Below are 26,987 nucleotides of genomic sequence, written 5' to 3'. Positions count from 1 at the left end.
TGGACGATGCCGGCCGACATTTTTCGCTGTCCTACAACGCCCGTGCCAGCCTAGGCCTTCACCGCTCTTTGACAGGCCGAAGACCCATCCACATCTTGCCGGTCAGGCGGCGAGCTTGCGCGCCCGTTCGCGCCAGGCCTCCGCCAGGACCGGCATGTCGGCCAGCGCACGGACCGCATCGGGATCGGCCTTGTGGCCACCGCCGATCAGCAGGCGGAAGACCCGCTCGATGCTCCAGTCGGGCAAGGGGCGGTCGAGCAGCGCCATCTGCGTGCAAGCCTCTGCCTCCCCTTCCCGGATGACCCGAAAATAGATGCCGCAGCGCGCCGTTTTCACGATCGTCGCCATCACATCCCGCGCGCCGAAACGATGGTCGAGCTTCCAGCAGGGCTGGCGGCCATGGCTCACCTCCACCACCGCGCTGCCCAGGCTGAACCGGTCGCCCAGGCAGATGTCGCTTTCGGTCATGCCCCGGCTCGCGATATTCTCGCCAAAGGCACCGGGCGCATCGAGCAGCGGATGGTCGGGCTTTCGCTCCCGCCACCAGCCATAATGATCCTGCGGATAGAGATGGATCGCCTTGTCCCAGCCGCCATGATGGACGGTGTCGGCCACGCCGTCGCCCTCGAACCCCAGCCAGTTGATACGGATGGGGCCGGCGACCGCCTGCTTGGCAATGGCGCTATGATCGTCGTCCCGAAAGGGTTTGGGCATGCCGATCAGCAGCGCGTCGATGGTCATGGAAATATGGGCCATGACGCACCATGCCATGACAGCCGGCAAGACGCGATGGCCAGTTGCCCTGCGGTTGCCTTCTCAAGCGGCGCTGAGTTCCGACCCGAGCTTCAGCACCACACCGCCATTGTCAGCCCGCACCAGATAGGCCGGGTCGCGCGGCGATCCATTGCGACGGACGAGCGCGCCCTCGATTGTGCGCTCGACCTGCTGTTCAAACGCCTCCGCTATGCGTCCCCGGCCAACGCCCTGCCCCCAGTTCCACCTGACCCGCGTTCCCATGCGGAATCTCTCGGTCATTCGCAGGCTTCCTCTCTCTTTGCGGGGACAATCACGTTGGCCGGTCGTTCTCACAGCATCTGGAAAATTCCCGATCGCGATTCTGGTTCCTTGGGTTTTTTGCCGGTCTGCGTTAAGGGCGCCCGATGGATGTTACCGGTCTTCGTGTCGCCCTGTTCAGCGGCAATTATAATTATGTGCGCGACGGCGCGAACCAGGCGCTCAACCGCTTCGTGGGCTATCTGTTGCGACAGGGCGCGGCGGTGCGGGTCTATGCGCCGACCACCGATACGCCGGCCTTCGCACCGACCGGCGATCTGGTCAGCACGCCATCCATCCCCGTACCCGGGCGCCCCGAATATCGCATCCCTACCCATCTGTCCCGTGCGGCGCGGCGCGACCTAAAGGCGTTCGCGCCCAACATGATCCACCTGTCCAGCCCCGATCCGCTGGGCCATCGCGCGCTGACCTGGGCGCGCGACCGCCAATTGCCGGCCGTCGCCTCGGTCCATACCCGGTTCGAGACCTATCCGCGCTATTATGGTCTCGCCTTTCTGGAGCCGGCGATCGAGGGCATTCTGCGCCGTTTCTACCGCCGCTGCGACGCGATTGTCGCACCGTCCGAATCCATGGCTCAACTGCTGCGCGAACAGCGTATGAGCTATGATGTCGGCATCTGGACGCGCGGCATAGATCGGGAAATCTTCAACCGGCAGCGCCGCGATCTCGCCTGGCGTCGTTCGCTCGGCATTGCCGATGACATGCCGGTGATCGGCTTTGTCGGCCGGCAGGTGATGGAAAAAGGGCTGGACGTGTTTTCCGACACGATCGACCAGCTGACCGCCCGGCGCGTCGCGCACAAGGTGCTGGTGGTCGGGGAAGGGCCAGCGCGCGAATGGTTCCAGAACCGCCTTCCAGATGCCGTTTTCACCGGCTTCCAGATGGGGCCAGACCTGGGCCGTGCGGTCGCCAGCATGGACATGCTGTTCAACCCGTCCGTCACCGAGACCTTCGGCAATGTGACGCTGGAAGCGATGGCCTGTGGCTTGCCCACCGTGGCCGCGCGCGCGACCGGCAGCGAAAATCTGGTGCGCGAAGGCGTGACCGGCCGCCTGATCCGCCCGGGCGCGATCGGCAAGTTCGCCGATGCCTTGCAAATCTATTGCACCGACGTAACCGCCCGTGAGAGCGCCGGTGCAGCGGCGGAGGCCCAGGCCGAACATTATGGCTGGGACCAGGTGAACCAGGCACTGGTCGATACCTATCTGCGGATCATCCGCCAGCGTGCCCATGGCGCGTTGTTGCGCTCCAGCCCGGTTCCCTGATCGGCAAAGTCGCCCTATATGGAACGCGATGGCTGATCTGTTCGCTTCCGACGATATCCCACCCTTGGCCCATGACCAGTCCCCACTCGCCGACCGCCTGCGCCCGGCAAGGCTGGGCGATGTGGTGGGACAGGACCATCTGACCGGCCCGGATGGTGCGATCGGACGCATGGTCGCTGCCGGTCGCCTGTCCTCGATCATCTTCTGGGGGCCGCCAGGTACGGGGAAGACCACCATTTCCCGCCTGCTTGCCGACGCGGTCGGCATGCGGTTCGAGCCGATATCTGCCGTATTCTCAGGCGTAGCCGACCTCAAGAAAGTGTTCGCGGCGGCCAGGGAGCATGCCCGCCATGGCGAGAAGACGCTGCTTTTCGTGGACGAAATCCATCGCTTCAACCGCGCGCAACAGGACAGTTTCCTGCCCTTCGTTGAAAATGGCACGGTCACGCTGGTCGGCGCCACGACCGAAAACCCCAGCTTCGAGCTGAACGCGGCCCTCCTCTCGCGCGCGCAGGTGCTGATCCTGCGCCGGCTCGACGCTTCGGCGCTGGAACTGCTCCTCGACCGGGCCGAAGCGCTGATGGGCCGGCCAATGCCGCTCGACGCCGCCGCGCGCGAGGCCTTGCTGGCGAGCGCGGACGGCGACGGTCGTTTCCTATTGAATCAGGTCGAGACGCTCTATTCGATCGATATTCCTGCGCCGCTTGACCCCGCAGCCCTATCCGCCCTGCTCCACCGCCGTGTCGCGGTTTACGACAAGGATCGGGAAGGCCATTATAATCTCATATCCGCCCTGCACAAATCGCTACGCGGTTCTGACCCGCAGGCTGCGCTCTATTATCTTGCGCGGATGCTGACCGCCGGTGAGGAGCCACTCTATGTGCTGCGCCGGCTGGTGCGCTTTGCGACCGAGGATATCGGCCTCGCCGATCCGCAAGCACTCGTTCAATGCCTTGCCGCCAAGGACGCCTATGATTTTCTCGGCTCGCCCGAAGGCGAATTGGCGATCGTCCAAGCCTGCCTTTACTGCGCCACCGCGCCCAAGTCGAACGCCGGCTATATGGCGATGAAGACTTCGTTCAGAACGGCACGCGATACCGGATCGCTGATGCCGCCAATGAACATCGTCAATGCGCCCACCAAGCTGATGAAGCAGGTCGGCTATGGCAAGAATTACCAATATGACCATGATGCCGAAGGCGGCTTTTCCGGCGCCAACTACTGGCCCGATGAGATGAGCCCCCAGACCTTTTACACCCCCACCGACCGCGGTTTCGAGGCGCGCATCGCCGAACGGATCGCGCATTGGAACCGGCTGCGGGCAGAGCGCGGGCCGGCGTGACGCCCCGTTTCACACGCTTCGCGGCGATCGACTGGTCAGGGGCCAAGGGCGCGCGCCACAAGGGGATAGCGGTCGCGATCTGCAACATCGGGCAGGACTCGCCCGAATTGGTGCAGGCGCCCGGCGGCATCTGGTCGCGCCAGTCGGTGGTGGACTGGCTTCTCGCCAGCGCACAGCATGCCCCTACCCTGTTCGGGTTCGACTTCAGCTTTGCGCCCCCCTTCATTGCGCGCGGCGCCTATCTGCCGGGCGACCCGACACCCTCGAACGCCCCCGCCTTCTGGGCCTATGTCAATGCGCTTTGTGACGATCCGGACCTCGGCGCCGCGAGTCTGCTGGAAACCGCCCATCGCCGCCATTTCTATTTTGGCAGGGCCGATGGGACAAAGGCCGATTTCATGCACAACCGGGCCTGCGAGATCCACTATAATGCCGGCGGCGGTGGCAAGCCCTCCACCGTCTATGACGCGATCGGCGCAGCCCAGGTTGCCAAGGCCAGCTTCGCTGGCATGCGCCTGCTCCATCATGTGCGCCCTTATGTTCCGGTCTGGCCGTTCGATCCCATGCCCACCGCCGGTTCACTGGTGGTCGAAATCTATACGAGCATTGCAGCCCGCGCCGCCGGGCGGCCCAAGGGACGCAGCAAGATGCGGGATTTGCCCGCCATCAAAGCCGCGTTGACGACATTGGGTTCGGCGCCCTATGCGGCGACGCTGCCCGACGATCACGGGGCAGACGCGCTCGTGACGGCAGCCTGGATGCGCATGGTCGCGCCCGATCCACAATTTTGGACACCCGCAGCACTGACCCCGCAAATTGCTGCAACGGAGGGCTGGACGTTCGGCGTCATCTGATAGTAAGGGCGTCCGACCCGGAATGGTGCGCCGGCTTAGCACAGCGGTAGTGCAGCGGTTTCATAGGAATCGGGAGCGAACGCATACTAGCGCCGCAAAGCCAGCAGCTTAGCGGTAGTATGGATAAGAGTATATCGTGGCTCACCGGCAAATTGACCGCCGGTTGCCAAGGACGTATGGCGAGAATGTGCCGGCTTAGCTCAGCTGGTAGAGCACCTGATTTGTAATCAGGGGGCCACGGGTTCGAATCCTGTAGCCGGCACCACGCCCTGCAATTGCTCCCAAATCGTGGATGCCAGCCAGCGCAGCAACGAGCATTGATCGCTTCGCGCACAATTCGCCTGCCTGATAAACGATATTTGCTGGTCCAAACGCACGTCACCACCTTGCCGACGGCCCTTTGATCTACGACGAACGCATGTCGTCGATTACAGTCCGGCGACGGAGCGTCGAAACCTCACGAAGGCATGTCTCGGTCATTCGGTGGCCAGGTCGCATGCGCGCATGTCCAAATTGCCGCCTTGGCGCCGGCCTTGGCGCCCTGATCATACAGGACGTCACCCCAGAAATAATTGGCATCGAGACCATTGGGATCGAGCGCGAGCGCCTGCTGGAGCAACTGTCGTGCTTTCGCATCGTCGCCAAATCCTATCGGGGAACCGGGCACCTTACAGATGATGCCAAAGTGCGCGCGTGCGTCGCCGATCCGCCGGGCGCGAACCGAGCCCCGCCCGACGTAAGGTGCCATCATTGCGCTGTCGAGCCGGATCAGCCTTCGGGCGGGGGAGACGCCTTCAGGGCGGCACGGGCCGCCGCCCCGGTAAGATCGTGGCCGGACATACCTTCGGCCACAAACTTGTCGAGTGCTGCCCACATGGCGGGCATCAGCGTGATCGCTTGCCCGCCACGCCCGGACAGCATCAAGAGGCCCATCGCCTGGGCATCGCGCAGCATCTGGCGCACGTGCGTGCGCGAGATGGCAAAGCGGCGCGAGAGGCCTTCGAACGAGGTCGGGCGCCCATCCTCGCTGTCGAGCACGAGCTGGGCCAGCACCAAAAATCCCGCGTCGCGCGTGGCGAACAGCAGGATCGCCGGATTGCCCAGTAGCACTGGGGCCGAACGCGGGATGAAGGCAAAGGCAATGCGCCGCTGCGCCAGCTGAAAAGCGCGGTCACGCGCAAGCGGGCGGCTATGGTCGTCTTGCGGATACAGCAGGGCGAGCGGCCGATAATGAGCGAGCAGCCAAGCTTCGTCATGGGCGAGCATGGCGGACGAAGGGGTTAGCAGGCGCACGCGTGCGTCGCCAGGCAAGGCGTTCTGCTCGACGAACCCCACCGAGCCCAGCCGGGCGACAAGCTGCTCGATCTTGCGGTCGCTCGACTGACCAAAGGGCTTGAGCACGCGCTTGAGGTTGGCAAGCGTGGGCCAGGTCGTGCGGTCGGCCATATTGTGCGCGGCCAGCAGGCAGATCAATGCCCCGAACACCACCTGTCGCGCCCCTTCGAGCAGCAGCTTGTTGAGAAAGGCATCATCGCCGTACAGCGCCAGGAGGCTTTCCAGATAGAGCCGGCGCGCCTGGGCAAAGTCGGGATGGGCCAGGATCGCCTGGGCGGTGCGATAGGGTACGCCGAATTCCGCATCATGACTGTGATCGAGAGCAGGCTGACGGGTCATGTATGGCTTTCTTTTCAAGACCGGAGTGTCAATTGCGGCAGTGCAGATGCACGCAATAATCTCCATTTCACCCACTGGTAAAGACGATTAGCAATATTGGGACACAAGGCGCTCGAAAATGCGCGCCTGGTGGGGGAATAGTCATGAATGTCCATGGAATAGCGCCGACCCAGGCTGGGCGGCGAATAGATACGCTCGATCTTCTGCGGGGTTTTGCCATCTGCGGCATTCTCCTGATGAACATTCCCTTCATGGGGGGAATCGGTTTCTCGCAAGGGTTGCCCAGGCCCATGCACTGGAATGCCGACTGGATTGCCCTGGTCGTCCAGTTGCTGTTCTTCGAAGGAACGATGCGTGGGCTGTTTACGGTGCTGTTTGGCGCCGCGATGCTCCTGATGCTGCGTGGTCCTGGTGGTGTGGGTTCCGACGGCATGGGGCTCGACGGTGCGGGCCCCGAGGCCGGGCGCTTCGATGTCTGGGCGCGGCGCTGCCTGGCGCTCATGCTGCTGGGCGTGGTGCAGTGGGCGGTCTTCCTCTGGCCCGGTGAGATATTGTGGAACTATGGCCTGTGCGGCCTGCTGCTACTGGGTTTCCGCACTTTGCGGCCGCGCGCGTTGCTGGTCTGGGCCGGGGTGTTCCTGGCAGGTCTGTCGCTGCTGACGGCCGTCACGCGCTATGAGCAGGCCGATCTTCAGCGGACCAGCCTGGTCGCACAGGAAGCCAAGGCCGCCGGCCATGCCCTGAGCGAAGAGCAGAGCGAAGCGATCAAACAAGTCGCGACGATGCGCGCGCAGATCCATCCCGATGCGGCAGCGGTCAAGGCCGAAGTCGTCAAGCGCACCAGCCTGCCGGGAGTGTTTCTCTGGTCGCTGAACATGTGGGCTGAACTCAATCTTTCGGCGGAAGGTTGGCAGACGGTAGCCGAAAGCCTGGGCTTCATGTTGCTGGGCATGGCCTTGTTGCGCACCGGCATCCTGAGCGGCGAGGCGCGACCGGGGCTGTACTGGCGGCTGGTGGTGATCGGCTATTCGCTGGGGCTGGGCTTGCGCGCGGTGGGACTGGTTTACTCGGCGCGTATGGGATTCGATATTGCGCCGGAGCTGGCGATTCCCCTGGCCAACGCGCTCAAGGGCGGCTGTTACGAAGTCGCGCGCCTGGCGGTGATGTTCGGGCACCTCGGGCTGATCGTGGGACTTTATCAACGCGGTATGCTGGGCCGGGCGTGGCCGGTGCGTGCGATGGGGCGCATGGCGCTTACGATTTATTCGCTCCAGTCGATTTTGACCTCGCTGCTGTTTTACGGGCTCGGGCAAGTCGGCCATTTCGGTTTTGCCGGCATGATGGGCATCGCCGTGGCAATCTGGCTGGTGACTTGCGCCTTTGCCGTGTGGTGGCTTTCATTCAGCGCCATGGGTCCAGCCGAATATGTGCTGCGCCGCCTGGCCTATGGCGCGCGGCTAGCCCGCGGGCGCCAACTGACGGGGGGAGGAACGGAACCAGTTCATGCCGCCTAAATCGGCCTGGGCCTAACAGTCCAACTAATTGCGGTGACGCTTCCCGTACGCCTCTACTGATGGCATTTTGAATTTCAAGCTCGGGATTTTACTTTCCGAGCGGCGCAAATTCTTGACCATATCACTAAATTACTGATTTAATGCCTCTCCGTCTTCTTGAGCATAGACAAACTGCCAATCTGCCCACATTAAAACAGGGAAATATTCATGCAGACCGATCGCCGAACCTTTCTGATGGCCGGTGGAGCGACCCTGGCCGTTTCGACGAGCGGCCGGTTGATGGCGATGCCGGTCGCAAACACGCCCATGGTCGCGCGCATCGAGCCGGCAATCGACGATTATTGGGGTACCAAGATCACCGACAATTATCGCTGGATGGAAAACTCCAAAGACCGCGACTGGCTGCCTTTCCTGCGAACGCAGAATGATCATACCCGCGCGATGATCGATGCCATTCCCGGCCGCAAGGCGTTGGGCGAGCGCATCTCGGCCCTGACCGGCGATGCCGCCACGACGTCGAAGGTCGTGCCAACGCGCGACTGGCTCTTCTACGAGCAGCGCCCGGTGGGTGCGGACAATTTCAAGCTGTTCCTACGGGACCCCGACGGCACCGTCCGCACTCTGATCGACCCCACCATCATGAAGATCGGCGACGCCCATGTCTCCCTCGACTGGTGGGAGCCTTCGTTCGATGGCAAACATCTGGCCTATGGCCTGTCTCCCGCCGGCTCTGAAGCGTCGGTGCTACACATCATGGAGGTAGCGACCGGCACCATCCTGCCCGAAAGGATAGAAAAGACAGACTGGGGCGTCACTGGCTGGCTGCCCGATGGCAGCGGCTTTTTCTACATCGCGTTCGTCAATGAGCGCGGCACGCCGCAATTCTACCTCAATAGCGAAAACCGGCTCCACGTTCTGGGCACCGATCCCAAGACCGACAAGCTGATGGTGAAGCGCGGTCAGTGGCCGCAAATCCCGATGGAGGAGACACAGGCCGCCTTCATTACCACAACAGAAGGCTCATCCTCCCTTCTGATCGGCGTGGTTGATGTCCGCACCGAAAAAGCATTGTGGACAGCGGACCTCGCTGATTTCGTCAGCGGGAAGGGCGTGGTGAAGCCGGTCTGCGGCTTTGATGACCTGATCGTCGCCCAGGCGATCGACAAAGACGACCTCTATTTGTTGTCGAACAAGAGCAATGACCGTGGCCGCCTGCTCCGAACCTCGGCCAAGGCACCCGACCTCACCACCGCACATGAAGTGGTACCAGAGGGCGCGGCGGTGCTGGAAGACGTCCATGTGGCGCGCGACGGGCTATTCCTGTCTTTCATGGACGGCGGTATTCAGAGCCTGTCGCGTCTATCGGGAGATAAGGTGACGCCCATCGCCATGCCCTTTGATGGGGCGATCGACGGCGTGTTCACCAGTTCCGCGTTGGACGGCGCCTATCTGCGTCTGGCTGGCTGGCTGGAACCCAGCGGCATCTGGCGCATCGACACAGCCGGCAAGGTTGCCGATACCGGTATTACGCCCCGGCCGCCCATCGACACCAGCCCTTATGAAGCAAAGCGCGCTTTCGCGACCGCAAAGGATGGGGTGCAGATTCCTTACACGCTCATCTATCGCAAGGGGATGAAGCCCAGCGGAGCCAATCCGGTGCTGGCGACCGGCTATGGCGCCTATCAATATTCGGCAACGCCACGCTTCGGGGCCAGCCTGCTGCCTTTCCTCGATGCGGGCGGCGTCTACTGCAATGCCAATGTGCGCGGTGGCGGCGAATATGGGCGGAGCTGGCATAAGGCGGGACAGAAGGCGACCAAAGCCAACACCTGGCGCGATCTGATCGCGGTGTGCGAAACGCTGATCGCCGACAAGGTCACCAGCCCAAAACATCTGGCAATCAGCGGCACGTCGGCTGGTGGCATTACTGTGGGCCGCGCGCTGACCGAACGACCGGAGCTGTTTGCAGCGGCGATTTCGGACGTGGGGTGGACCAACCCTATCCGCTATGTCGCGGAACAAAATGTTTCCGACATCGACGAGTGGGGGCCGATGGTGGACGCCACCAGCTTCAAGATCATGTACGACATGGACGCCTATCAGGCGATAAAGCCCGGCACCCCTTATCCGGCGGTGCTATGCGTAACGGGCGCCACCGACCCCCGTGTAGCCCCTTGGCACGTCGCCAAATTCGCCGCCCGTCTGCAGGCCGCAACATCCAGCCGCAACCCGGTGCTGCTGCGCGTCGATTTCGATGCCGGACATGGCGTGGGATCGACGCGCACCCAGCGCGACGCACTGGCAGCGGACATTCATTCCTTCGTGCTGTGGCGCACAGGGATCAAAGCGTTCCAGCCAGTCTGAGGCCACGGGCACGATCGCCCCAGCACGTCCACGGCTTCCAAAACTGATGACATTCCCGATTAAACGACCCTTCATGGTCGCTCGATCCTCATATTTTTGTTCGTAATTACGGACAGGCCGGTTCCCCGCTCAGGCCATGACAAGGGCTATGCGGATCTTGTTCAACAATTCACGTCAGCCAGTGCGCAGCAGGTCAAAATCGCTAAGCTAGCCTCTGTTTCCTTTGTAAACCGAAGATCCCGGGTTCGATCCCCTCAGCCGGCACCACGGATATTTCAATCATGCCCCCTGCGATGACGGGCGCTATCGAACATAGCTCCCGTCCCTTGACGCAAAATGGGGACCGGCATGCCTGCCGATCCCCACGTCCGTCTTTCCGTTCGGCCACGTCCCCTCACGGGTGCGCCTTCTGGTCCGGCGATGCGATGCGTCTCCACATCCCTGCTCGGGAGAACTGACCCGAAGGCTGGTTCACCTCTGCTGATCCTCGCTTCCGCCGCCCGACGTTCACTTTCGCGCGTACCCGGCATTGGTTGCTCTGGATCGCCTGATCGGCCATGCCGTCCTGGCGCACGACATCTTCCATCAGACCGATCGAAACATGACATTAAACTTCTGGTTTCCCAGAGTTTTTTGGCTAGAGAGATCCAGCCGCCCTGTTCCGATAAATGGGATGCTGCCATGTTCCACGAGTCGCACAAAGCGGATTCGGACGGTTTGAAGACCGTCGATCACGCAAATCTGTGGATAAGTGTGGATAAGTCTGCTCGACAACTGCCTGCTGCGATCAGGCCGGCGTCCAGCCTGGCGGCGCCAGGGTGAAACCGGCAAAATCAAATCCCGGGATTACAGTGCAACTGGCCAATACCCATCCGCTTGCGGGGACCGCCGCCTGCCAATGATGCGCGGGCACCAGTGCCTGCGGCATTTGCCCTATGCCGATATCGGCGCCCAGCACATGCTCAGTCACCTGGCCGCCTTGGGGTGCGATCGACAATGTCAGTGGCGCCCCGGCATGCCAGAACCAATGTTCCACCGCATCGACCCGATGCCAATGCGAGCTTTGATGCGCTTCCAGCAGAAACAGGATCGTGGTTCCGGCCGCCCTTTCGCCCGGCTTGGCAGCCGCGCGCCAGGTCTCGCGATACCATCCACCTTCGGGATGCGGCTGCAGGTTCAAGGCCGCTATCAGCGCCTGTGCTTCGCGTTCATCGCTCGCCATGATCATCTCATCTCAAATTTTATTACATAAGAAACAAAAGCTTATGACGTTGTCGGAGGTTCATGCAACCTAGGTCAATAAACGCGGGTTCATCGGCTAACAACGCAAATCGGAGGAGATAATATGCGTAACGCCCTCATGGCCCTGGCCGCCCTATCGCTGGCCGTCCCTGTTTCCATGGCCCTGCCCACCGACGGCGCCCAGGCCCGCAAACATTATCGTTACAAGGAATGGCGCGGTCGCGACGGTCGCACCTATTGCCGCAAGTCCAACGGCACCACTGGCCTGATCGTTGGTGGCGTCGGCGGCGCATTGGTCGGCCGCGCAATCGATACCCGTGGCGATCGCGCTACTGGCACGATCCTGGGCGCTGCCGGTGGCGCTCTGCTGGGCAAGTCGATCGATAGCAAGCGCACCTGCCGCTAATCGCCGCGCCTTACACAGAAAAAGGGCGGCTTCCCCGTCGGGAAGCCGCCCTTTTTCTGACGATGAACGCCGGGTCGCTTACTTGGAAGCGGCGCCGCGTGCGTCTTCGACATTGAAGGCGACGCTCTGGCCACCCGAAACGCCCGAGACCTTGCCATTCTTGACGGCCAGGTTGAAGGCGACGGCATCGGGATAGCGACGGCCCGAGATCACCTTGCCGGTCTTGGTATCCTTGACGTCATAGACGTAGGTATAACCTTCGTGGGTGAAGCGCTGCTTGCCGGCTTCCTGCGCGTTGGCAGGGGCGGCGATGGCAACGATGGCACTCAGGGCGCCGGCGACAACAAACTTGGACAGCATTCGCATGGGTGTGCTCCTTGTGAATGCCCTCAAACACCTCTTGGACATTCTGTTCTGTTGCCACCCATATGTTGCAGCGCAAAAACTCATACAATCGCAAAAAACGGCGTCCCAGTTGCGCGGAATGCAATCGAGAGCATCTCGTTTTTCTAAGCCTTTGACATGCCGACAATATGATCGAACTGCTGTTGGGTCAGGGGCGATACGGAAAGCCGCGATTGTCGCAACATCACCATATCGGCCAATGCCGGGTCCGCTTTCATCGCCTTCAGCGTCACCGGGCGATCCAATTTCTTGTGCGGCGCAACATGGACCGCGATCCACTTGCCGGTTTCGTCGGTGCTGTCGGGCGCCCCTTCCTCGACAATTTCCATGATGCCGACTGCCTCGACACCGATATTGCTGTGATAGAAGAAAGCGAGGTCGCCTTGACGCATCGCCTTCATATGCAGCTGGGCCGCATGGTTGCGCACGCCATCCCATTCGGCCTTCCCCTTCCTGACCAGGTCGTCATAGGAAAAGGCGTCGGGTTCCGATTTCATCAGCCAGTAGTTCATGGCATCTCCTTGCATCAGGCGCCAAGGACGATCAAGGATGGGAACCATCACGGGTGATCGCTATATTGCCCGCAATCCTTATCGATCTGGAGATTATACGTGTCGCAATCCGTGCTGGAACAGGTGCCCGTCCTGTCCATGGCAGAGATGAGCAAGGGCGATTTCGCCGCCGCCTTCGGCGGCTCCTTCCAACGCTTCGGCTTCGCCATGGTCAAGGACCATGGCATGGACCAGGCGCTGGTCGACAAGGGATGGGCGCTGGCCCGCGCATTCTTCGCTCAGCCGGTCGAGGTGAAGCGCGCCTATGACGCCAAATTCAATGGCGGCCAGCGCGGCTATACCGCCTTCGGTGTCGAGATCGCCAAGGGCGCGAGCGAGAATGACCTCAAGGAATTCTGGCATGTCGGCCGCGACCTGGCGCCCGGCGATCCGCTCGCCGCGACGATGCCGCCCAATGTCTGGCCGACCGAGATGCCGGAATTTCGCGACATATTCGCGCCGCTCTATGCCGAATTCGACCGGGTCGGTGCCGAGCTTCTGTCAGCGATCGCCCTCTATCTCGGCCTGCCCGAACGCTGGTTCGACGGCCCGATCAAGGATGGCAACTCGATCCTGCGCCTGCTACACTATCCGCCGGTATCGCCCGAGGCGCCTGGCATTCGCGCCGGTGCGCATGAGGATATCAACCTCATCACCCTGTTGCTGGGCGCCGAGGAAGGCGGGCTGGAACTGAAGGATCGCGACGGCAACTGGCTGCCGGTGGTGCCCCCGCCGGGGGCGCTGGCCATCAATGTCGGCGACATGCTGCAGCGGCTGACCAACCATGTGCTGCCCTCGACCAGCCATCGGGTCGTCAATCCGCCGCCGGAACGGCGCGGCCATTCGCGCTATTCCATGCCCTTCTTCCTGCATTTGCGCCCGGACTTCATGATCGACGCGCTGCCGCAATGCGTGACGCCGGACAATCCACGTCGCGAGGAACCGATCAGCGCGCATGACTATCTGACCGAGCGGCTGATCGAAATCGGTCTGATCAAGAAGGCATAAGATAAGGCCCGCCGCTGCATCCGGCAGCGGCGGGCCTTACTATTTGCGTCGCCAGCGGCGCTTATTTCCGGCCGCGGCCTAGGGTGATGCCGATTTCCTCGCCCCGCTCGCTCAGCGCCAGCTTGACGATCTTCACCTCGACATGGCGGACCTTGTCGTCCTGCAGGAAGATGGTCTCGATGATATGGTCGGCCACGCCCTCGATCAGGGTGAAGTGCAACCCCTCGGGCAGCGCGGTCGATGCGGCATGCTTGAGGTCCATATAGTTTTTCGACTGGCTGAGCGGCGTTTCGGGATCATAATGATCCGCGATTCTCAGCTTGGCCCGAATCGAGATTCGCAACGGCTGAGGCAGATGCGTCTCTTCCGAATAGATGCCGGTCAGTACGTCGACGTGCAGGTTGTTGACCTCCAACGTCAGATAATCGTCAAAAATGCTGTCCATAGCTCGCCATGTCCGGCGTGCCCGAAAAGGCACGGGTCCAGTTTAATCTTTCCTTTTGCGGCCTGGACGCTATAGGCCCGCCGCTTCCGGCGCGGTCCATGCGCCATTGATGGCGAATCGGCAAGACGTGTCAGTGATTGTGCCCCTCGATACCCAGCCGAAAGAGGCGATCGAAGCGCTGCTCGATGCGGCGTTCGGCCCCGATCGGCACGGCCGTACCGCCTATCTGATTCGCGATGGCATGCCCTGGCTGCCGCAATTGTCCTTTGCCGTGCTCGATGCAGGGCAATTAATCGGGTCGCTGCAAAGCTGGCCGGTCGCGCTCACCCACGAAGATGGCAGTCAGACGCCGTTGGTGATGGTCGGTCCCGTCGCAGTGGATCCCGCCCATCAGAAGGGTGGTCATGGCCGCGCGATGATGGACGCGGTGGTCGCAGCCGCCCGTGCCCAGCGTAGCGAACCACTGATGATGATCGGCGATCCGGAATATTATGGCCGCTTCTGGGGGTTTACCGCCCAAGGGACGGCCGGCTGGGCCTGCCCCGGACCATTCGAGCCGCGCCGCCTGCTCGCCCTGTCGGTCGACGACTGCCCGATCGATGGCGTCGGCATGCTGAGCCCGCGAATCGCGGTTACCGCCTGAAAGGCCTTTGCCAAGCGGCTCGGCGGCTCCTATCTGCTTCCCATGCCGATGGAGCCCCTGCCCGACCTTGCCGACCTGTCGCTGGCCGACATTGCCCGCCTTGCCACCGAAAAGCGGCTGCCGCCGGTCGAAAAATGGAATCCCGCGCATTGCGGCGACAGCGAGATGCGGATCGCCCGCGACGGCACCTGGTTCCATCAGGGATCGCCGATCGGGCGCGAGGCGATGGTCCGCCTTTTTTCCACCATATTGCGACGGGAAGCAGACGGCTCCTATGTGCTGGTCACCCCAGTCGAGAAACTCAGCATCGTCGTCGATGATGCCCCATTTGTCGCAGTCGAACTCAAAAGCGAGGGCGAAGGTCCGAAACGCAAGCTTGCCTTTCGCCTGAATACCGGCGATCTGGTGCCGGCCGGGCCGGATCATGCGCTGACCCTGCGCGCGCGCGCGGATGGCCCCCATCCCTATCTGCATGTCCGCGCCGGACTGGATGCGCTGATCCTACGCAGCGTCTATTATGAGTTGATGAACATCGCCCTCGACGAAGGCGGCGATCGGATCGGGCTGTGGAGCGAAGGCATCTTCTTCCCCCTGGACGGTGGCGCATGACGCTGGCCGATCGGCTGCGCGCCGCCCTGACCGACGGGCATAGCCGCGATATCGAATTGCTGCCCTCGGAAACCCGCGATCCCCGGATCGTCGGCGACATGGCGCTGGCACCGGCCGCCGTGCTGGTGGCGATCACCGACCGCGCCGAGCCAGGCCTGATCCTGACCCAACGCTCGGAAAAGCTCCGCAAACATGCCGGCCAGGTCGCCTTCCCGGGCGGCCGGGTCGATCCGGGCGATGCCGACGAAATTGCCGGTGCGCTGCGCGAGGCGCGCGAGGAAATCGCCCTGCCCTCCGAGCGGGTCGACATCATCGGCACATCGGATCGCTATCACACCTTCACCGGCTTCGACATCGTGCCGGTGCTGGGGGTTATTCCGCCCGACCTGCCGCTACGTGCCCAGCCCGGGGAAGTGGCCGACTGGTTTGAACTGCCGCTTGACTATGCGCTCGATCCGGCCAATCGGGTCCGCCGCAGCATGCTGTTTGAAGGCGTCGAGCGGCACTATTATGAAATCCCCTGGCAGGGGCGCCTCATATGGGGCGTGACCGCTGCCATTCTTGCCAATCTTTCCCGCAGGCTCGGCCATGACCCGCATTCTTCCTGACGCCCAATGGCGCCATCGTTCCGGCCTTTCCGGCCTGCTCGCCGCGCTCGACGCGGAACAGGGCCGTGCCCGCTATGTCGGCGGAGCGGTACGTGACGGGTTGCTGGGCCTGCCGGTGAACGATCTCGACATCGCGACCAGCCTGCTGCCGCAGGACGTGCTCGATCGGCTCAGGGCCGCCGGTATCAAGGCAGTACCGACCGGAATCGAGCATGGCACGATCACCGCGGTCCTGCCCGATGGACCGGTCGAGATCACGACGTTGCGCCGGGACGTAAGCACAGATGGCCGCCGCGCGACGATCGCCTATACAGACGACTGGCAGCAGGATGCCGCCCGCCGCGACTTCACCTTCAACGCCCTCTATGCCGATCCGCTGACTGGCGCGATCAGCGACTATTTTGGCGGCGTTGCGGATCTCGATGCACGGCACCTGCGCTTCATCGGTGACGCCAATGCCCGCATCGCCGAGGATCATTTGCGCATCCTGCGCTATTTCCGCTTCCTCGCCCGCTATGGTGACAACGAAGTTGACACGGTCGCCTATGCTGCGTGCGTCGCTGCCGCCAACAGCCTGATGGCGCTGTCGCGCGAGCGGATCGCCGATGAACTGCTCAAATTGCTGGTGGTGCGCGATCCGGTGCCGGCTCTGCGGCTGATGGTCGATGGCGGCATATGGCGCCCCGTACTGCCCGAAATCACCATCGATGGCGTTCATCGGCTGTCGGCGTTGATCGCGCGTGAAGCCACCGCCGGGATCGAACCATCCGCCCTGCGCCGGCTGGCCGCGCTGATACCGTCCAATATGGTGCAGGCCGACCAGATCGGCGCGCGCCTCAAATTGTCGAACAAGGCCCGCAAGAGGCTGATCGTCGCGCTGGAACCGGCGCCCGCACCGGAAGGGCCGCGCGCTCTCGCCCACCGTATCGGCGTGGAAGGAGCGGTCGATCGCATCCTGCTCGATCCTGCCGCTCCGCTTCCTGCCCTCGCCTCGCTGGTCGACTGGACCCCGCCCAGCCTGCCGATCGGCGGCGGTGCATTGATCGCGCGCGGCCTGCAACCTGGACCGGATGTCGCCCGCGCCTTGCAGGAAGTGCAGAAAATCTGGGTGGCGGAAGACTTCCCCGATGCGAACCGGGTCGGAGAGATTGCGGATCAGACCGTCTCGAAATTCCAGCGCGCGCGCCAATAGTCAAAGGCCTCCGCCTCGGCCATTGGCCGTGCGAAATGATAGCCCTGCCCCTGCCAACAGCCCATCTTCTGTAGCGCGTGCGCCAGTTCCTGCGTCTCGATCCCCTCGGCCGTGACGCGTAGGTTCAGCGATTCGGCCAGCGACAAGATGGTGCGTACGATCACCGCCTTGTCATGATCTTCCAGCATCGTCGATACGAAGCTGCGGTCGATCTTCAGGATGTCGATCGGCAGGCTGTGCAAGCTGGCCAGATTGGAAAAGCCGGTGCCAAAATCGTCCATCGCGATCGGCATCTGCAGATCCTTGAGCGCGAACAGCAATTTGCGCGCCTTGTCGGGGTCGGCGATGATCGCGCTTTCGGTCAGTTCTGCGGTCAGGCGATGACCGCCGATACCGGAATAGCGCAACGCCTCCTCGAACATCGATGCGACATCATCGCGCGCCATCTGGATCGGCGACAGATTGACATTGACCCCCACCGGCAGTGGTTGCCCGAATTTTGCATCCCAGCGGCTCAGCGCCTGCGCGGCTTCATAGGCCGCCCAGCGCCCGAGCGGTGTGATAAGTCCGCTTTCCTCGGCGACTGCGATGAACTCGACCGGCGACACATTGCCCAGTTCTGCATCGTTCCAGCGCGCCAGCGCCTCGAAACCGGTGATCTCGCCGGTCTGCAAATGAATCAGCGGCTGATAGGCGAGGGTCAGGCCGCCATGCGCCAATGCGTCGCGCAGGCGGCTCTCGATCGAAAAGCGCCGCTGCGCTTCCTTGAGTACGCCGTTACGATAGATTTCGACCTTGCCACTACGCTTGGCGATCTTCACCGCGGCCTGGGCCTTGCGGACGACATCGTCGGGATCATCGTCCAAATGGGCCGATAGGGCGCAGCCGATCGCGCAATCGACCCGGATTTGCAGATCGCTCAGGCGGATCGGCGAACTCAACGCCTCACGGATACGCTGCACGATCTGCAGCGTATCCGACAAGCCATTGTTCAACCGCGCAAAAATCGCGAAATCATTGCCACCGATACGGGCCAAAACATCGCCCTGGCGCAAGCAGGACTTGAGCCGTTTGGCGACGGTGATCAGCAATTCATCGCCCGCCATCGGCCCCAGCGATTCATTGACCCGGCTGAACCGGCTGAGGTCGATGGCGATGATGCCGAACTGGGCATTATCGGGCCAAGACCCATTGGTCAGGCGATCGTCGATCTCTTCGCCAAACCCGGTTCGATTGGGCAATGCGGTCAAGCTGTCGGACAGCAATTCCCGACGAAGATTCTTCTCGATCGTACGTTCGCTGGTCCGGTCGATCGCGGTGAACAGAAATTGTTCACTCCGCCCCGCGCCCGCCCGCAATCGGCCAAGGGTGCAGAGAAAATATTCCGGCCCCAGCTTGCCGTCCCGCCGGATTTCAAAGCTGTCCGAATCGCCGGTCGAGCGCATGAATGCCGTTACCCGCGCCCGCCATTCTGCACTTGCCTGGGAGGCCGATGCACCGCGTTCGCGATGATCACGGAAGGCACGCAGAAAAGCCTCATTGGCCTCTACTATGACTATCTCATTGTTTTCATGTGATAAAATTGCAGATGCTTGGGAAAGGGCCGTCAGCCAATCGGTCGTCCCGATCGCTTGTGACAGATGCGTCTCATCGCCCCCGGGCAAGGGGGAGCCACTGGTCATTTGAGAGGGCCAGTTACGCACCGACATGGATTCCATGCCCTCTCCTTATCGGACAGCGGTAAATTTTCGGGAAACGAACTTCCGCCAAAGGTGCAGAAATCGCGTCAGAAACGATTATCGCGCGGAAATCCGGTGGGCGGCATTCGGCCTGCCGCGCCCCGCGCGACACGCCAGGGGGTCATGTCCGCCTCGGTCCGAGTCCGTCCTGTCTCCCCGCCCATCGTCCAGCTCAATCCGTCGCTCAAGCGGAAAGCAATCGCATCCGACAGACCGCCGTCACGATAGCGCTGCATCTGCACGCCCTGGCCACGCGCCATCTTGGGCATTTCGATGATCGAATAGACCAGCAGCTTGCGGTTCTCGCCGATCACCGCGATGCTGTCCGCCTCCGGAGCGACCGGATGAACGACGCTCAGCTTCGCGCCGGCGCGCACATTGACCACCTGCTTGCCCTTGCGGGTTTCCGCCAAAATATCGGCCACATCGGCCAGGAATCCGCGCCCGTCGGACGACGCCAGCAGCAATTGTCCGCCCGCCTTGGCAGGCAACAGCGCGACGATCGCGCCCTGCTCGTCCATATCGACCATCATCCGCACCGGATCACCGAAACCGCGCCCGCCCGGCAGCTTGTCGGCGCCCAGCGTGTAGATACGGCCGCTCGCGGTCGCCATCAGCAGCTTGTCGGTCGTATAGGCGTGGAAGGCATATTGCGGCCCATCGCCTTCCTTGAACTTGAGCGTGTCGGCCGAGGCGAGGTCGCGATGCCCACTCATCGCGCGAATCCAGCCACGTTCGGACAGAATCACCGTCACCGGCTCACGCTCGATCATCGCCTCCAGCGGGATCTCCCGTGCTGGCCCGGCTTCCTCCACCAGGGTACGGCGGCGACCGATCGGAGTATCGGGTCCGTAGCGCTTGCGCAGGTCGGCAATGTCGCGTTTCAGCCGCGTACGCTGCCTGGTCGGACTCTCGACCAGCTTCTCCAGCTCCGCCTGTTCCTTGACCAGTTCGGCATGCTCGCGCCGCAGTTCCATCTCCTCCAGCTTGCGCAGGCTGCGCAGCCGCATGTTGAGGATCGCCTCGGCCTGACGGTCGGTCAGGCTGAACTCGGCCATCATCACCTCCTTGGGCTCATCCTCGGTGCGGATGATCTCGATCACCCGGTCGAGGTTGAGATAGGCGATGATATAACCGTCGAGCAGTTCCAGCCGCGCCGCAATCTTCTCCAGCCGGTGCTGCGCCCGGCGCACCAGCACATCGATCTGGTGCTTGAGCCATTCGACCAGCACCGCGCGCAGCCCCAGCACGCGCGGCGTGTGGGTAGCATCCAGCACGTTGAGGTTCAGCGGAAAGCGATTTTCCAGGTCAGTCAGCCGGAACAGGCTGTCCTTGAGCACATCGACCGGGACGTTGCGGCTCTTGGGAACGATGACGATGCGGATCGCCTCGTCGCTCTCGTCGCGCACATCCTCCAGGATCGGCAGCTTCTTGTCGTTGATCAGCGCCGCGATCTGCTCGATCAGCTTGGACTTCTGCACCTGATAGGGGATTTCGGAAATCACCAGCTGCCAGGTGCCCCCGGCCAGCTTCTCGATCCCTTCCGCTTCCCAGCTGCCATCTTCGTTGCGGCCGGTGGAGAAACGCGCGCGGGTGCGGAAGGAGCCTCGTCCGGTGCGATAGGCTTCGGAGATGATCGCCTGATTGTCGACCAGCACGCCGCCGGTCGGGAAGTCAGGGCCTTTCACGATCTCCATGAGCGCGGCGTCGCCCGCTTCGGGATCATCGATCAGCAGGGTCGCCGCATCCAGCAACTCGGTCACATTATGCGGCGGGATACTGGTCGCCATGCCGACCGCAATGCCGCTGGCGCCATTGGCGAGCAGATTGGGGAAGAGGCCCGGAAAAACCTCCGGCTCCTCATCCTCGCCATTATAGGTCGGACGAAAATCGACCGTCCCTTCATCCAGGCCAGCCATCAGGTCGGCCGCCGGCTGGGTCAGACGCGCCTCGGTATAGCGCATGGCCGCTGCATTATCGCCGTCGATATTGCCGAAATTGCCCTGGCCATCGACCAGCGGCGTGCGCAGCGAGAAATCCTGCGCCAAGCGCACCATCGCGTCATAGACCGATGCGTCGCCATGCGGGTGATATTTACCGATGACGTCGCCGACGACGCGGGCGCATTTCTTGTAGCTTGTGGTGTTGCGCGTTGGATTGGCGACCAGCACGTCAGGGTTCGCGCCGCCCGGCTCCATCCGCAGCAATCGCATCGCCCAGAGCAGGCGCCGATGCACCGGTTTCAGCCCGTCACGCAGGTCCGGCAATGAGCGCGCGGTGATGGTGGACAGCGCATAGACCAGATAGCGCTGCGAGAGCGCCGCGTCGAAAGGATGGTCCTTGATAGCGTCGAACGGGTCGCGGAAATCGGTCATCGGGAGGGGCTTAGCAGGACGGAACGTGAACGGAAACGAGAATTATACCCATTGATCGCCAGTTCAGCCCGATCAGAAAGTCCGGCATGTACCAAGCGAAATTCCATGCTTTTCAGCGCGGCAAGAAACGCGCCTCCGGGTCGGCGGCGATGGCCGTGGCGAATTCCGCGCTGATCCAGTCGCGGAAGGCCTTGATCTTGGGCGTGTTGCGGGCGTGGGGTGGATAGACCAGCCAATAGCTGGCGATTTCGCGGACATAGGAGGGCACGGCCTCCACCAGTTGCCCCGCCTCCACCTCCACCTTCCACAGGAAATGGTTGAGGATCGCGATCCCCTGCCCTGCGATCGCGGCGCGCCCCTCCATCACCTGGCTGTCCAGTGCGATGCCCGGCGGCCCATCGGCGGGATCGGCCTCCACGCCCATCGCGGCGAACCATTCATGCCACCACATGTCGTCGGGCGACAGGCGCGGCAAGGCATGGAGCGCCTGCGCGTCGGCGATCGGCCCATGCCGGTCAAGCCACCCCGGACTGCACATCGGCACCAGCCGGTTATGAGTCAGCAACGTCGCCTCCAGCCCCGGCCATTCTCCCCTGCCGCCCCGCACCGCGAGATCGATGCCCTCGCGCGCCAGATCGACCACAGCATCATCGGCCATGATCCGCACTGCAAGGCCGGGATGACGCATCTGGAAAGCGCCGATCCTCGGCGCCAGCCAGAGATGTGCGAAACTGTTGGTGCAGCTTATGCTCAGCACCGCCGAATGATCCTGTGTCAGCGCGGCGAAGCCCTGCCGCATCTGGTCGAAGGCACGGGTCAGGATCGGCGCGATATCCCGCCCCTTCTCAGTCAAGGCAACCTTGCGACCGGTGCGCTGAAACAGGCTGATGCCGAGCCGTTCCTCCAGCAATTTCACCTGATAGCTGACCGCTGCCTGGGTCATGCCCAGCTCCTGTCCGGCGGCGGTGAAATTTTCCAGCCGCGCGGCAGCCTCGAACACACGGACAGCGGACAGGGGCGGCAGCTGGGACATGGCCTTCTTGATAAGTCAGGCTTATCTATACCGTCCATGCTTTTGTTGGCATGGAGGCGGTCGATCGGCGATACGGCGCTGGCAAGTCCCCGCATGGATGAAAGGAACAGGTCATGCGCGATCCCAACGCCCGGCTGTGCGACCCCAGCCATGGACACCTCCCGATTATCGCTCCGCTGCACCAGGTGATGCAGGCGTTCCATGTCCTCCACCGGATCGAATGGCGCGCGCCCTGGTCTGACGACAAGCCATGCAGCACGGCCTGTCGCTCCTGAAATCGACATCGACGGACAGGAGGGGGGGTTGCGGTTTCCAGCATAGTCGCCACCTTGCGCGCGTGCCAGAAACCACCCTTCCCCCATCCACCCTTCTCCCTCCACCAGTGACGCTGCTGAACGGGGCGGCATTGTTCCTCGATTTTGACGGAACGCTGGCGCCACTCGCCGACACGCCAGACGCGGTGGTGGTGGATGAAGACCTGATCGACACCCTTACAAGGCTGCGTACCCGGCTACAGGGGCGTCTTGCCATCGTCAGTGGCCGCTCGGTCGCGACCCTGCGCGATCTGGGTTTTGGTGATTTCCTGTTGGCGGGCACTCATGGACTGGAGTTTGCGTCGCCCGGCGAAGCGCCCGACGCACCTGCTCGCCGGCCTGCCATCGACGCGGTCGAAACGGTCTTCCATGCCTTTGCGGACGACAAACCCGGCGTGCTGGTGGAGCGCAAGACGATCAGCGTCGGCCTCCATTTTCGCGGCGCGCCGGCCTGGGCCGAGGCGGCCGGCCTGCTGGCGCACCGGCTTGCCGAAGAGCATGGCCTGGCCGTACAGGCCGGCAAGATGCTGTTTGAACTGCGCCCTGGTGGTGCCGACAAGGGCAGCGCCGTTGCCCGCCTGATGCTGCAGGCACCGATGGCTGGCGGCACGCCCATCTTTATCGGCGACGATGTCACGGATGAAGAAGGTTTCGCCGCTGCGGCCGATCTGGGGGGGACGGGCATATTGGTTGGCGCGCCGCGGGAAACGAAAGCGGGCTTTATTTTGGAACAGGTTGCCGCCGTCAGACATTACCTTACCCAAGGGGTCGCCGCGCTTAGCTGATCGGCGGCCCGTTCGCGCGAACGAAGGGGGCCGATGATCAACCAGCCAAGCGACATCCTTGCCGGAAGCGAGCGGACGCTCGACCTCTGGCCAATCGGCAATTGCCAGGCATCAGCGCTGATCGACCGTGCCGGGCGCATGGTCTGGGCCTGTGTACCCCGGGTGGACGGCGATCCGGTCTTTTCCGCCCTGCTCGACGACAAGCAATGGGATGGCAAGGACGCCAGCGGATTCTGGGCGATCGAGCTGGAGAATTGTGTCCAGGTCGACCAGCATTATATCCGCAACACTCCGGTTCTCGTCACCCGCCAGACCGATGGCCTGGGCAATGCCATCGAGATTTTCGATTTCTGCCCGCGGCACAAGCACAAGGGCCGCATGTATCGCCCGGTCGCCTTTGCCCGGGTCGTACGCCCGGTTGCGGGTAGTCCGCGCATCCGCGTCCGCCTGCGCCCCACCACATCCTGGAATGGCGAGACCGTGCCGGTCAATTACGGCTCCAACCATATCCGGATGGTCCTGTCCTACATGGCGATGCGGATTTCGACCAACGCGCCGATCGGCCTTATTTCCCAGGAAAGCTGGTTCCGCTTGGAACAAGACATGCATTTCTTCATGGGACCGGACGAGGGCTTTTCCGATGCCCTGCGCCCCGCGATCGAGCGGATGCTGGACGACACCATCCTGGAATGGCAGCTTTGGGTACGCGGCTTGGCCATTCCCGCCGAATGGCAGGAGGCAGTGATCCGTTCGGCGATCACGCTCAAACTCTGCCAGCATGAGGAAACCGGCGCGATCGTCGCCGCGCTCACCACCTCCATCCCCGAACATGCGGACAGCGGGCGCAACTGGGACTATCGCTATTGCTGGGTGCGCGACGCCTATTATACCGTCGAGGCACTCAATCGGCTCGGCGCGCTGGACGTACTCGAAACCTATCTCGTCTATCTGCGCAACATCGTCGACGGCGCCAAGGGCGGCCACATCCAGCCGCTCTATGATGTGCGGGGCAACGCCACGCTCCATGAATGGGAAGCGGACAAACTGCCCGGCTATCGCGGCATGGGTCCGGTGCGCGTGGGCAATGCCGCCTACAGCCAGATCCAGCACGACGCCTATGGCCAGATCGTCTTGTCGTCGGTTCAGGGCTTCATCGACCAGCGGCTGCTGCGCATGGCCGGCCATGCCGATTTCGAGGCATTGGAGGTGGTGGGCGAACGCGCCTGGCAGGTCTATGACCAGCCCGACGCCGGCCTGTGGGAACTGCGCACGCGCGCGCATGTACATAGCTATAGCGCCGTCATGTGCTGGGCCGCCTGCGACCGCCTCGCCCATGCCGCGACCGCGCTCGACCTGCCGCTGCGTGCCGCCCATTGGCAAAATCGCGCCGAAACAATGCGGGCGCGCATTCTCGAATCCGCCTGGCGCGAAGACAGCAAGGCAATTTCCGCCAATTTCGAGGATGATGCCCGCGACGCTTCGCTGCTGCAATTGCTCGACCTGCGCTTCCTGGCCGCCGACGACCCGATGTTCGTCGGCACGCTCGCAGCGTTGGAGGCCGACCTAAGGCGCGGCAACGACATGCTGCGCTACAGCGCACCGGACGATTTCGGCGAACCCGTCACTGCCTTCAACGTCTGTACCTTCTGGCTGATCGAGGCGCTGCACCGCACCGGCCGCACAGAAGAAGCACGCGACCTGTTCGAGGAGATGCTGTCCCGTCGCACCGCTGCGGGCCTGCTGTCCGAAGATATCGACCCCCAGAACGGTGAGCTCTGGGGCAACTACCCGCAAACCTATTCGTTGGTCGGCATCATCAACTGCGCCGTCTTGCTGAGCAAACCCTGGAGCGTGATGCGATGAGCCGCCTGATAGTCATTTCCAACCGGGTCAGTCGCCCCAACACATCGGGCAACCAAGGAGGATTGGCCGTAGCGATCGCCCAAGCCCTGCGCGAAAGCCGTGGCATCTGGGTTGGCTGGTCGGGAGAGACGACAGAGAATTTCACCGGCCATATCGGCTTTGCCGAGGATGAGGGCGTCAAGACCGCGACGATCGACCTGGAAGAACAGGATGTCGACGAATATTATAATGGCTATGCCAACAAGACATTGTGGCCGCTATTCCATTTCCGGATCGACCTGGCGGAATATGCCCGTGATTTTGAAGGCGGCTATAATCGCGTCAACCAGCGCTTCGCCGACACAGCCAGCCCGCTGATAGAGCCAGACGATATCATCTGGGTGCAGGATTATCACATGATCCCGCTCGGCCAGATGCTCCGTGACCGGGGCCTGCAGAACAGGATGGGCTTTTTCCTCCACATCCCCTGGCCGCCGACCCGGCTGCTGGTCTCGCTGCCCCATCACAGCAAGCTGGTCAGCACCCTGTTCGCCTATGACGTCGTCGGCTTCCATACGGAGGAATGGCTGGAATCCTTTCGCCATTATGTCGAACGGGAAATGGGCGGGACGGTCGACGGCGATTTCGTTACCGTCGGCGACCGCACGATTCAGGCCGTCGCCTGCCCGATCGGCATCAACGCACAGGAGTTTGCCAGCGCCGCCACCAGCGAGGCAGCCCATGAAATGCGCTCGCTGGTCCGCGCCTCGCTACAGGATCGCACGATGATCGTGGGCGTCGACCGGCTCGACTACAGCAAGGGGCTGGAAGAGCGATTCGGCGGCTATGCCCGCTTCCTCAAGGATCATCCCGAACAACACCGCAAGGTCGTGCTGACACAGATCGCCCCACCCTCGCGCGGCGAGGTCGAAAGCTACCAGCAGATCCGCGCCACGCTGGACTCGCTCGCCGGGCGCATCAATGGCGAATATAGCGATGTCGACTGGACCCCGATCCGCTACGTCAACCAGGGCTACCCCCGCGACAAGCTGGCCGGCATCTACCGGTCGGCCGGCATTGGCTTGGTCACACCGCTGCGCGACGGCATGAATCTGGTGGCGAAGGAATATGTCGCGGCGCAGGATCCCGAGGATCCCGGCGTCCTCATCCTCTCCCGCTTTGCCGGTGCGGCGATGCAGCTCAAGGACGCACTGCTGATCAACCCCTATAGTCCAGAGGAGATGTCGGACGCGATTACCCGCGCGCTCGCCATGCCGCTGGACGAGCGCAAGCGACGCTGGCGCGCGATGATGGACAGCGTCGAGCATCAGGATATCAGCTGGTGGCGTGCCGCCTTTACCGAACGGCTGATGGCGACACGGCAGGAACCGGCATCGCCCGACGCGGAAACCGTGGTGCAATGACATGCACGACGATCGAACCGCGATGCCAGTCCGACCAGCGCAGTTTCCGATCCGACCGTGCCGGCTTTCTGGTTTGGCACGTTTTCTCATCAGGTAATTCCACCTGATGAGAAAACATTCTAGGTCGAGATTATGGATATCGATGACGAACCGCGCGGCTTGTGGCCCGCCATCCGTGCCCGCTCCGGCGTGATATTCGGCGCAGTCGGCCTGATCGCCTGGCTAGCGCTGATCTGGTTCATGTTTGGCGATGTGCTATAGGTCGGCGCCTGCGGATTT

At 62.7% G+C, this 26,987-nt stretch carries 26 protein-coding genes and 1 tRNA gene; 17 read left to right on the top strand and 10 right to left on the bottom strand.

The features are described from left to right. Window positions 1-102: 102 nt before the first annotated feature. Together PMI04_RS09225 and PMI04_RS09220 are read right to left on the bottom strand one after the other, a co-directional pair. Window positions 103-756 carry an MOSC domain-containing protein gene (locus PMI04_RS09225; protein WP_007704666.1) on the bottom strand — a complete coding sequence of 218 codons (654 nt, stop codon included), beginning with the start codon at window positions 754-756 and terminating at the stop codon, window positions 103-105. A 60-nt stretch (window positions 757-816) separates the two neighbouring features. Next, the gene (locus PMI04_RS09220) at window positions 817-1,035 is read right to left on the bottom strand and encodes a DUF2945 domain-containing protein (protein ID WP_007704669.1); all 219 of its coding nucleotides are present in this window, start codon (window positions 1,033-1,035) and stop codon (window positions 817-819) included. Between the two features lie 125 nt (window positions 1,036-1,160). Here PMI04_RS09220 and PMI04_RS09215 point away from each other — a divergent pair, with 125 nt between their 5' ends. From PMI04_RS09215 to PMI04_RS09200, 4 genes are all read left to right on the top strand, one after another. After that, window positions 1,161-2,339 (top strand): glycosyltransferase family 1 protein, encoded by a 1,179-nt coding sequence (locus tag PMI04_RS09215; RefSeq protein WP_007704672.1) that lies wholly within the window; start codon window positions 1,161-1,163, stop codon window positions 2,337-2,339. 28 nt (window positions 2,340-2,367) lie between these two features. Beyond that, complete coding sequence (locus tag PMI04_RS09210; protein ID WP_007704675.1) at window positions 2,368-3,681, top strand: replication-associated recombination protein A; 1,314 nt, start codon at window positions 2,368-2,370, stop codon at window positions 3,679-3,681. Next, window positions 3,678-4,535 (top strand): hypothetical protein, encoded by an 858-nt coding sequence (locus PMI04_RS09205; protein ID WP_007704676.1) that lies wholly within the window; start codon window positions 3,678-3,680, stop codon window positions 4,533-4,535. The genes PMI04_RS09210 and PMI04_RS09205 overlap by 4 nt, the downstream gene beginning before the upstream one ends. 189 nt (window positions 4,536-4,724) lie before the next feature. Then, window positions 4,725-4,800: transfer RNA gene (locus PMI04_RS09200), tRNA-Thr, on the top strand. 503 nt (window positions 4,801-5,303) lie between these two features. Here the strand turns inward: PMI04_RS09200 and PMI04_RS09195 are convergent. Next, complete coding sequence (locus tag PMI04_RS09195; protein ID WP_007704680.1) at window positions 5,304-6,209, bottom strand: hypothetical protein; 906 nt, start codon at window positions 6,207-6,209, stop codon at window positions 5,304-5,306. Window positions 6,210-6,352: 143 nt separating this feature from the next. Here PMI04_RS09195 and PMI04_RS09190 point away from each other — a divergent pair, with 143 nt between their 5' ends. Further along, window positions 6,353-7,723, top strand: coding sequence for a DUF418 domain-containing protein (locus tag PMI04_RS09190; RefSeq protein ID WP_007704683.1), 1,371 nt, complete (start codon window positions 6,353-6,355; stop codon window positions 7,721-7,723). A 207-nt stretch (window positions 7,724-7,930) separates the two neighbouring features. Next, complete coding sequence (locus PMI04_RS09185) at window positions 7,931-10,087, top strand: prolyl oligopeptidase family serine peptidase (RefSeq protein WP_007704685.1); 2,157 nt, start codon at window positions 7,931-7,933, stop codon at window positions 10,085-10,087. A 787-nt stretch (window positions 10,088-10,874) separates the two neighbouring features. On the opposite strand, the gene PMI04_RS09180 is transcribed toward PMI04_RS09185, so the two are convergent. Beyond that, window positions 10,875-11,312 carry a cupin domain-containing protein gene (locus tag PMI04_RS09180; protein WP_157178058.1) on the bottom strand — a complete coding sequence of 146 codons (438 nt, stop codon included), beginning with the start codon at window positions 11,310-11,312 and terminating at the stop codon, window positions 10,875-10,877. Between the two features lie 120 nt (window positions 11,313-11,432). Here PMI04_RS09180 and PMI04_RS09175 point away from each other — a divergent pair, with 120 nt between their 5' ends. Continuing rightward, on the top strand, window positions 11,433-11,735 hold the full coding sequence (locus tag PMI04_RS09175) for a glycine zipper 2TM domain-containing protein (RefSeq protein WP_007704688.1): 303 nt from the start codon (window positions 11,433-11,435) through the stop codon (window positions 11,733-11,735). A gap of 78 nt (window positions 11,736-11,813) precedes the next feature. Here PMI04_RS09175 and PMI04_RS09170 read toward each other — a convergent pair whose 3' ends face one another. Together PMI04_RS09170 and PMI04_RS09165 are read right to left on the bottom strand one after the other, a co-directional pair. Next, on the bottom strand, window positions 11,814-12,095 hold the full coding sequence (locus tag PMI04_RS09170; RefSeq protein WP_037485165.1) for a hypothetical protein: 282 nt from the start codon (window positions 12,093-12,095) through the stop codon (window positions 11,814-11,816). A gap of 149 nt (window positions 12,096-12,244) precedes the next feature. Further along, window positions 12,245-12,652: an EVE domain-containing protein gene (locus PMI04_RS09165; RefSeq protein ID WP_007704690.1), complete on the bottom strand. Its 408-nt coding sequence runs from the start codon at window positions 12,650-12,652 to the stop codon at window positions 12,245-12,247. Between the two features lie 99 nt (window positions 12,653-12,751). On the opposite strand from PMI04_RS09165, the gene PMI04_RS09160 reads away from it, so the two are divergent. Next, window positions 12,752-13,699 (top strand): 2-oxoglutarate and iron-dependent oxygenase domain-containing protein, encoded by a 948-nt coding sequence (locus PMI04_RS09160; RefSeq protein WP_007704693.1) that lies wholly within the window; start codon window positions 12,752-12,754, stop codon window positions 13,697-13,699. 61 nt (window positions 13,700-13,760) lie between these two features. Here the strand turns inward: PMI04_RS09160 and PMI04_RS09155 are convergent, their stop codons facing one another. Then, window positions 13,761-14,144 (bottom strand): dihydroneopterin aldolase, encoded by a 384-nt coding sequence (locus tag PMI04_RS09155; RefSeq protein WP_007704696.1) that lies wholly within the window; start codon window positions 14,142-14,144, stop codon window positions 13,761-13,763. A 127-nt stretch (window positions 14,145-14,271) separates the two neighbouring features. On the opposite strand from PMI04_RS09155, the gene PMI04_RS09150 reads away from it, so the two are divergent. The 4 genes from PMI04_RS09150 to PMI04_RS09135 are packed head-to-tail and all read left to right on the top strand — an operon-like array spanning window position 14,272 to window position 17,196. Next, on the top strand, window positions 14,272-14,787 hold the full coding sequence (locus PMI04_RS09150; protein WP_037485201.1) for an N-acetyltransferase: 516 nt from the start codon (window positions 14,272-14,274) through the stop codon (window positions 14,785-14,787). 42 nt (window positions 14,788-14,829) lie between these two features. Next, window positions 14,830-15,396, top strand: a complete 567-nt coding sequence (locus PMI04_RS09145) for a DUF1285 domain-containing protein (RefSeq protein WP_007704703.1) — start codon at window positions 14,830-14,832, stop codon at window positions 15,394-15,396. Continuing rightward, window positions 15,393-16,004: a CoA pyrophosphatase gene (locus PMI04_RS09140; protein WP_007704705.1), complete on the top strand. Its 612-nt coding sequence runs from the start codon at window positions 15,393-15,395 to the stop codon at window positions 16,002-16,004. The genes PMI04_RS09145 and PMI04_RS09140 overlap by 4 nt, the downstream gene beginning before the upstream one ends. After that, window positions 15,985-17,196: a CCA tRNA nucleotidyltransferase gene (locus tag PMI04_RS09135; protein WP_007704708.1), complete on the top strand. Its 1,212-nt coding sequence runs from the start codon at window positions 15,985-15,987 to the stop codon at window positions 17,194-17,196. The genes PMI04_RS09140 and PMI04_RS09135 overlap by 20 nt, the downstream gene beginning before the upstream one ends. On the opposite strand, the gene PMI04_RS09130 is transcribed toward PMI04_RS09135, so the two are convergent. The 3 genes from PMI04_RS09130 to PMI04_RS09120 all read right to left on the bottom strand — a co-directional run bounded on the left by PMI04_RS09130 (window position 17,160) and on the right by PMI04_RS09120 (window position 22,343). Beyond that, complete coding sequence (locus tag PMI04_RS09130; RefSeq protein WP_007704711.1) at window positions 17,160-18,914, bottom strand: EAL domain-containing protein; 1,755 nt, start codon at window positions 18,912-18,914, stop codon at window positions 17,160-17,162. The genes PMI04_RS09135 and PMI04_RS09130 overlap by 37 nt on opposite strands. A 68-nt stretch (window positions 18,915-18,982) precedes the next feature. Then, window positions 18,983-21,310, bottom strand: coding sequence for a DNA topoisomerase IV subunit A (gene parC, locus PMI04_RS09125; RefSeq protein WP_007704713.1), 2,328 nt, complete (start codon window positions 21,308-21,310; stop codon window positions 18,983-18,985). 112 nt (window positions 21,311-21,422) lie between these two features. Then, entirely contained in the window at window positions 21,423-22,343 is a 921-nt protein-coding gene (locus tag PMI04_RS09120; protein ID WP_007704716.1) for a LysR substrate-binding domain-containing protein, read from the bottom strand. A 113-nt stretch (window positions 22,344-22,456) separates the two neighbouring features. Between PMI04_RS09120 and PMI04_RS09115 the strand changes: the two genes are divergently transcribed. The 5 genes from PMI04_RS09115 to PMI04_RS09095 all read left to right on the top strand — a co-directional run bounded on the left by PMI04_RS09115 (window position 22,457) and on the right by PMI04_RS09095 (window position 26,969). Further along, entirely contained in the window at window positions 22,457-22,618 is a 162-nt protein-coding gene (locus PMI04_RS09115; RefSeq protein ID WP_007704719.1) for a hypothetical protein, read from the top strand. Between the two features lie 62 nt (window positions 22,619-22,680). After that, a complete protein-coding gene (gene otsB, locus PMI04_RS09110; RefSeq protein ID WP_037485168.1) occupies window positions 22,681-23,442 on the top strand; it encodes a trehalose-phosphatase in 762 nt (253 codons plus the stop codon). 33 nt (window positions 23,443-23,475) lie between these two features. Further along, window positions 23,476-25,305 (top strand): glycoside hydrolase family 15 protein, encoded by a 1,830-nt coding sequence (locus tag PMI04_RS09105; RefSeq protein WP_007704723.1) that lies wholly within the window; start codon window positions 23,476-23,478, stop codon window positions 25,303-25,305. Continuing rightward, on the top strand, window positions 25,302-26,708 hold the full coding sequence (gene otsA / locus PMI04_RS09100) for an alpha,alpha-trehalose-phosphate synthase (UDP-forming) (RefSeq protein ID WP_007704725.1): 1,407 nt from the start codon (window positions 25,302-25,304) through the stop codon (window positions 26,706-26,708). The genes PMI04_RS09105 and otsA overlap by 4 nt, the downstream gene beginning before the upstream one ends. Before the next feature lie 132 nt (window positions 26,709-26,840). Next, the gene (locus PMI04_RS09095; RefSeq protein WP_007704727.1) at window positions 26,841-26,969 is read left to right on the top strand and encodes a hypothetical protein; all 129 of its coding nucleotides are present in this window, start codon (window positions 26,841-26,843) and stop codon (window positions 26,967-26,969) included. The last annotated feature ends 18 nt before the right edge of the window (window positions 26,970-26,987 follow it).

Source organism: Sphingobium sp. AP49 (genome assembly GCF_000281715.2).
GTDB lineage: Bacteria > Pseudomonadota > Alphaproteobacteria > Sphingomonadales > Sphingomonadaceae > Sphingobium.
Note: the sequence above shows the minus strand (reverse complement) of the source record. Positions and strands in the feature narration are given on the sequence as shown.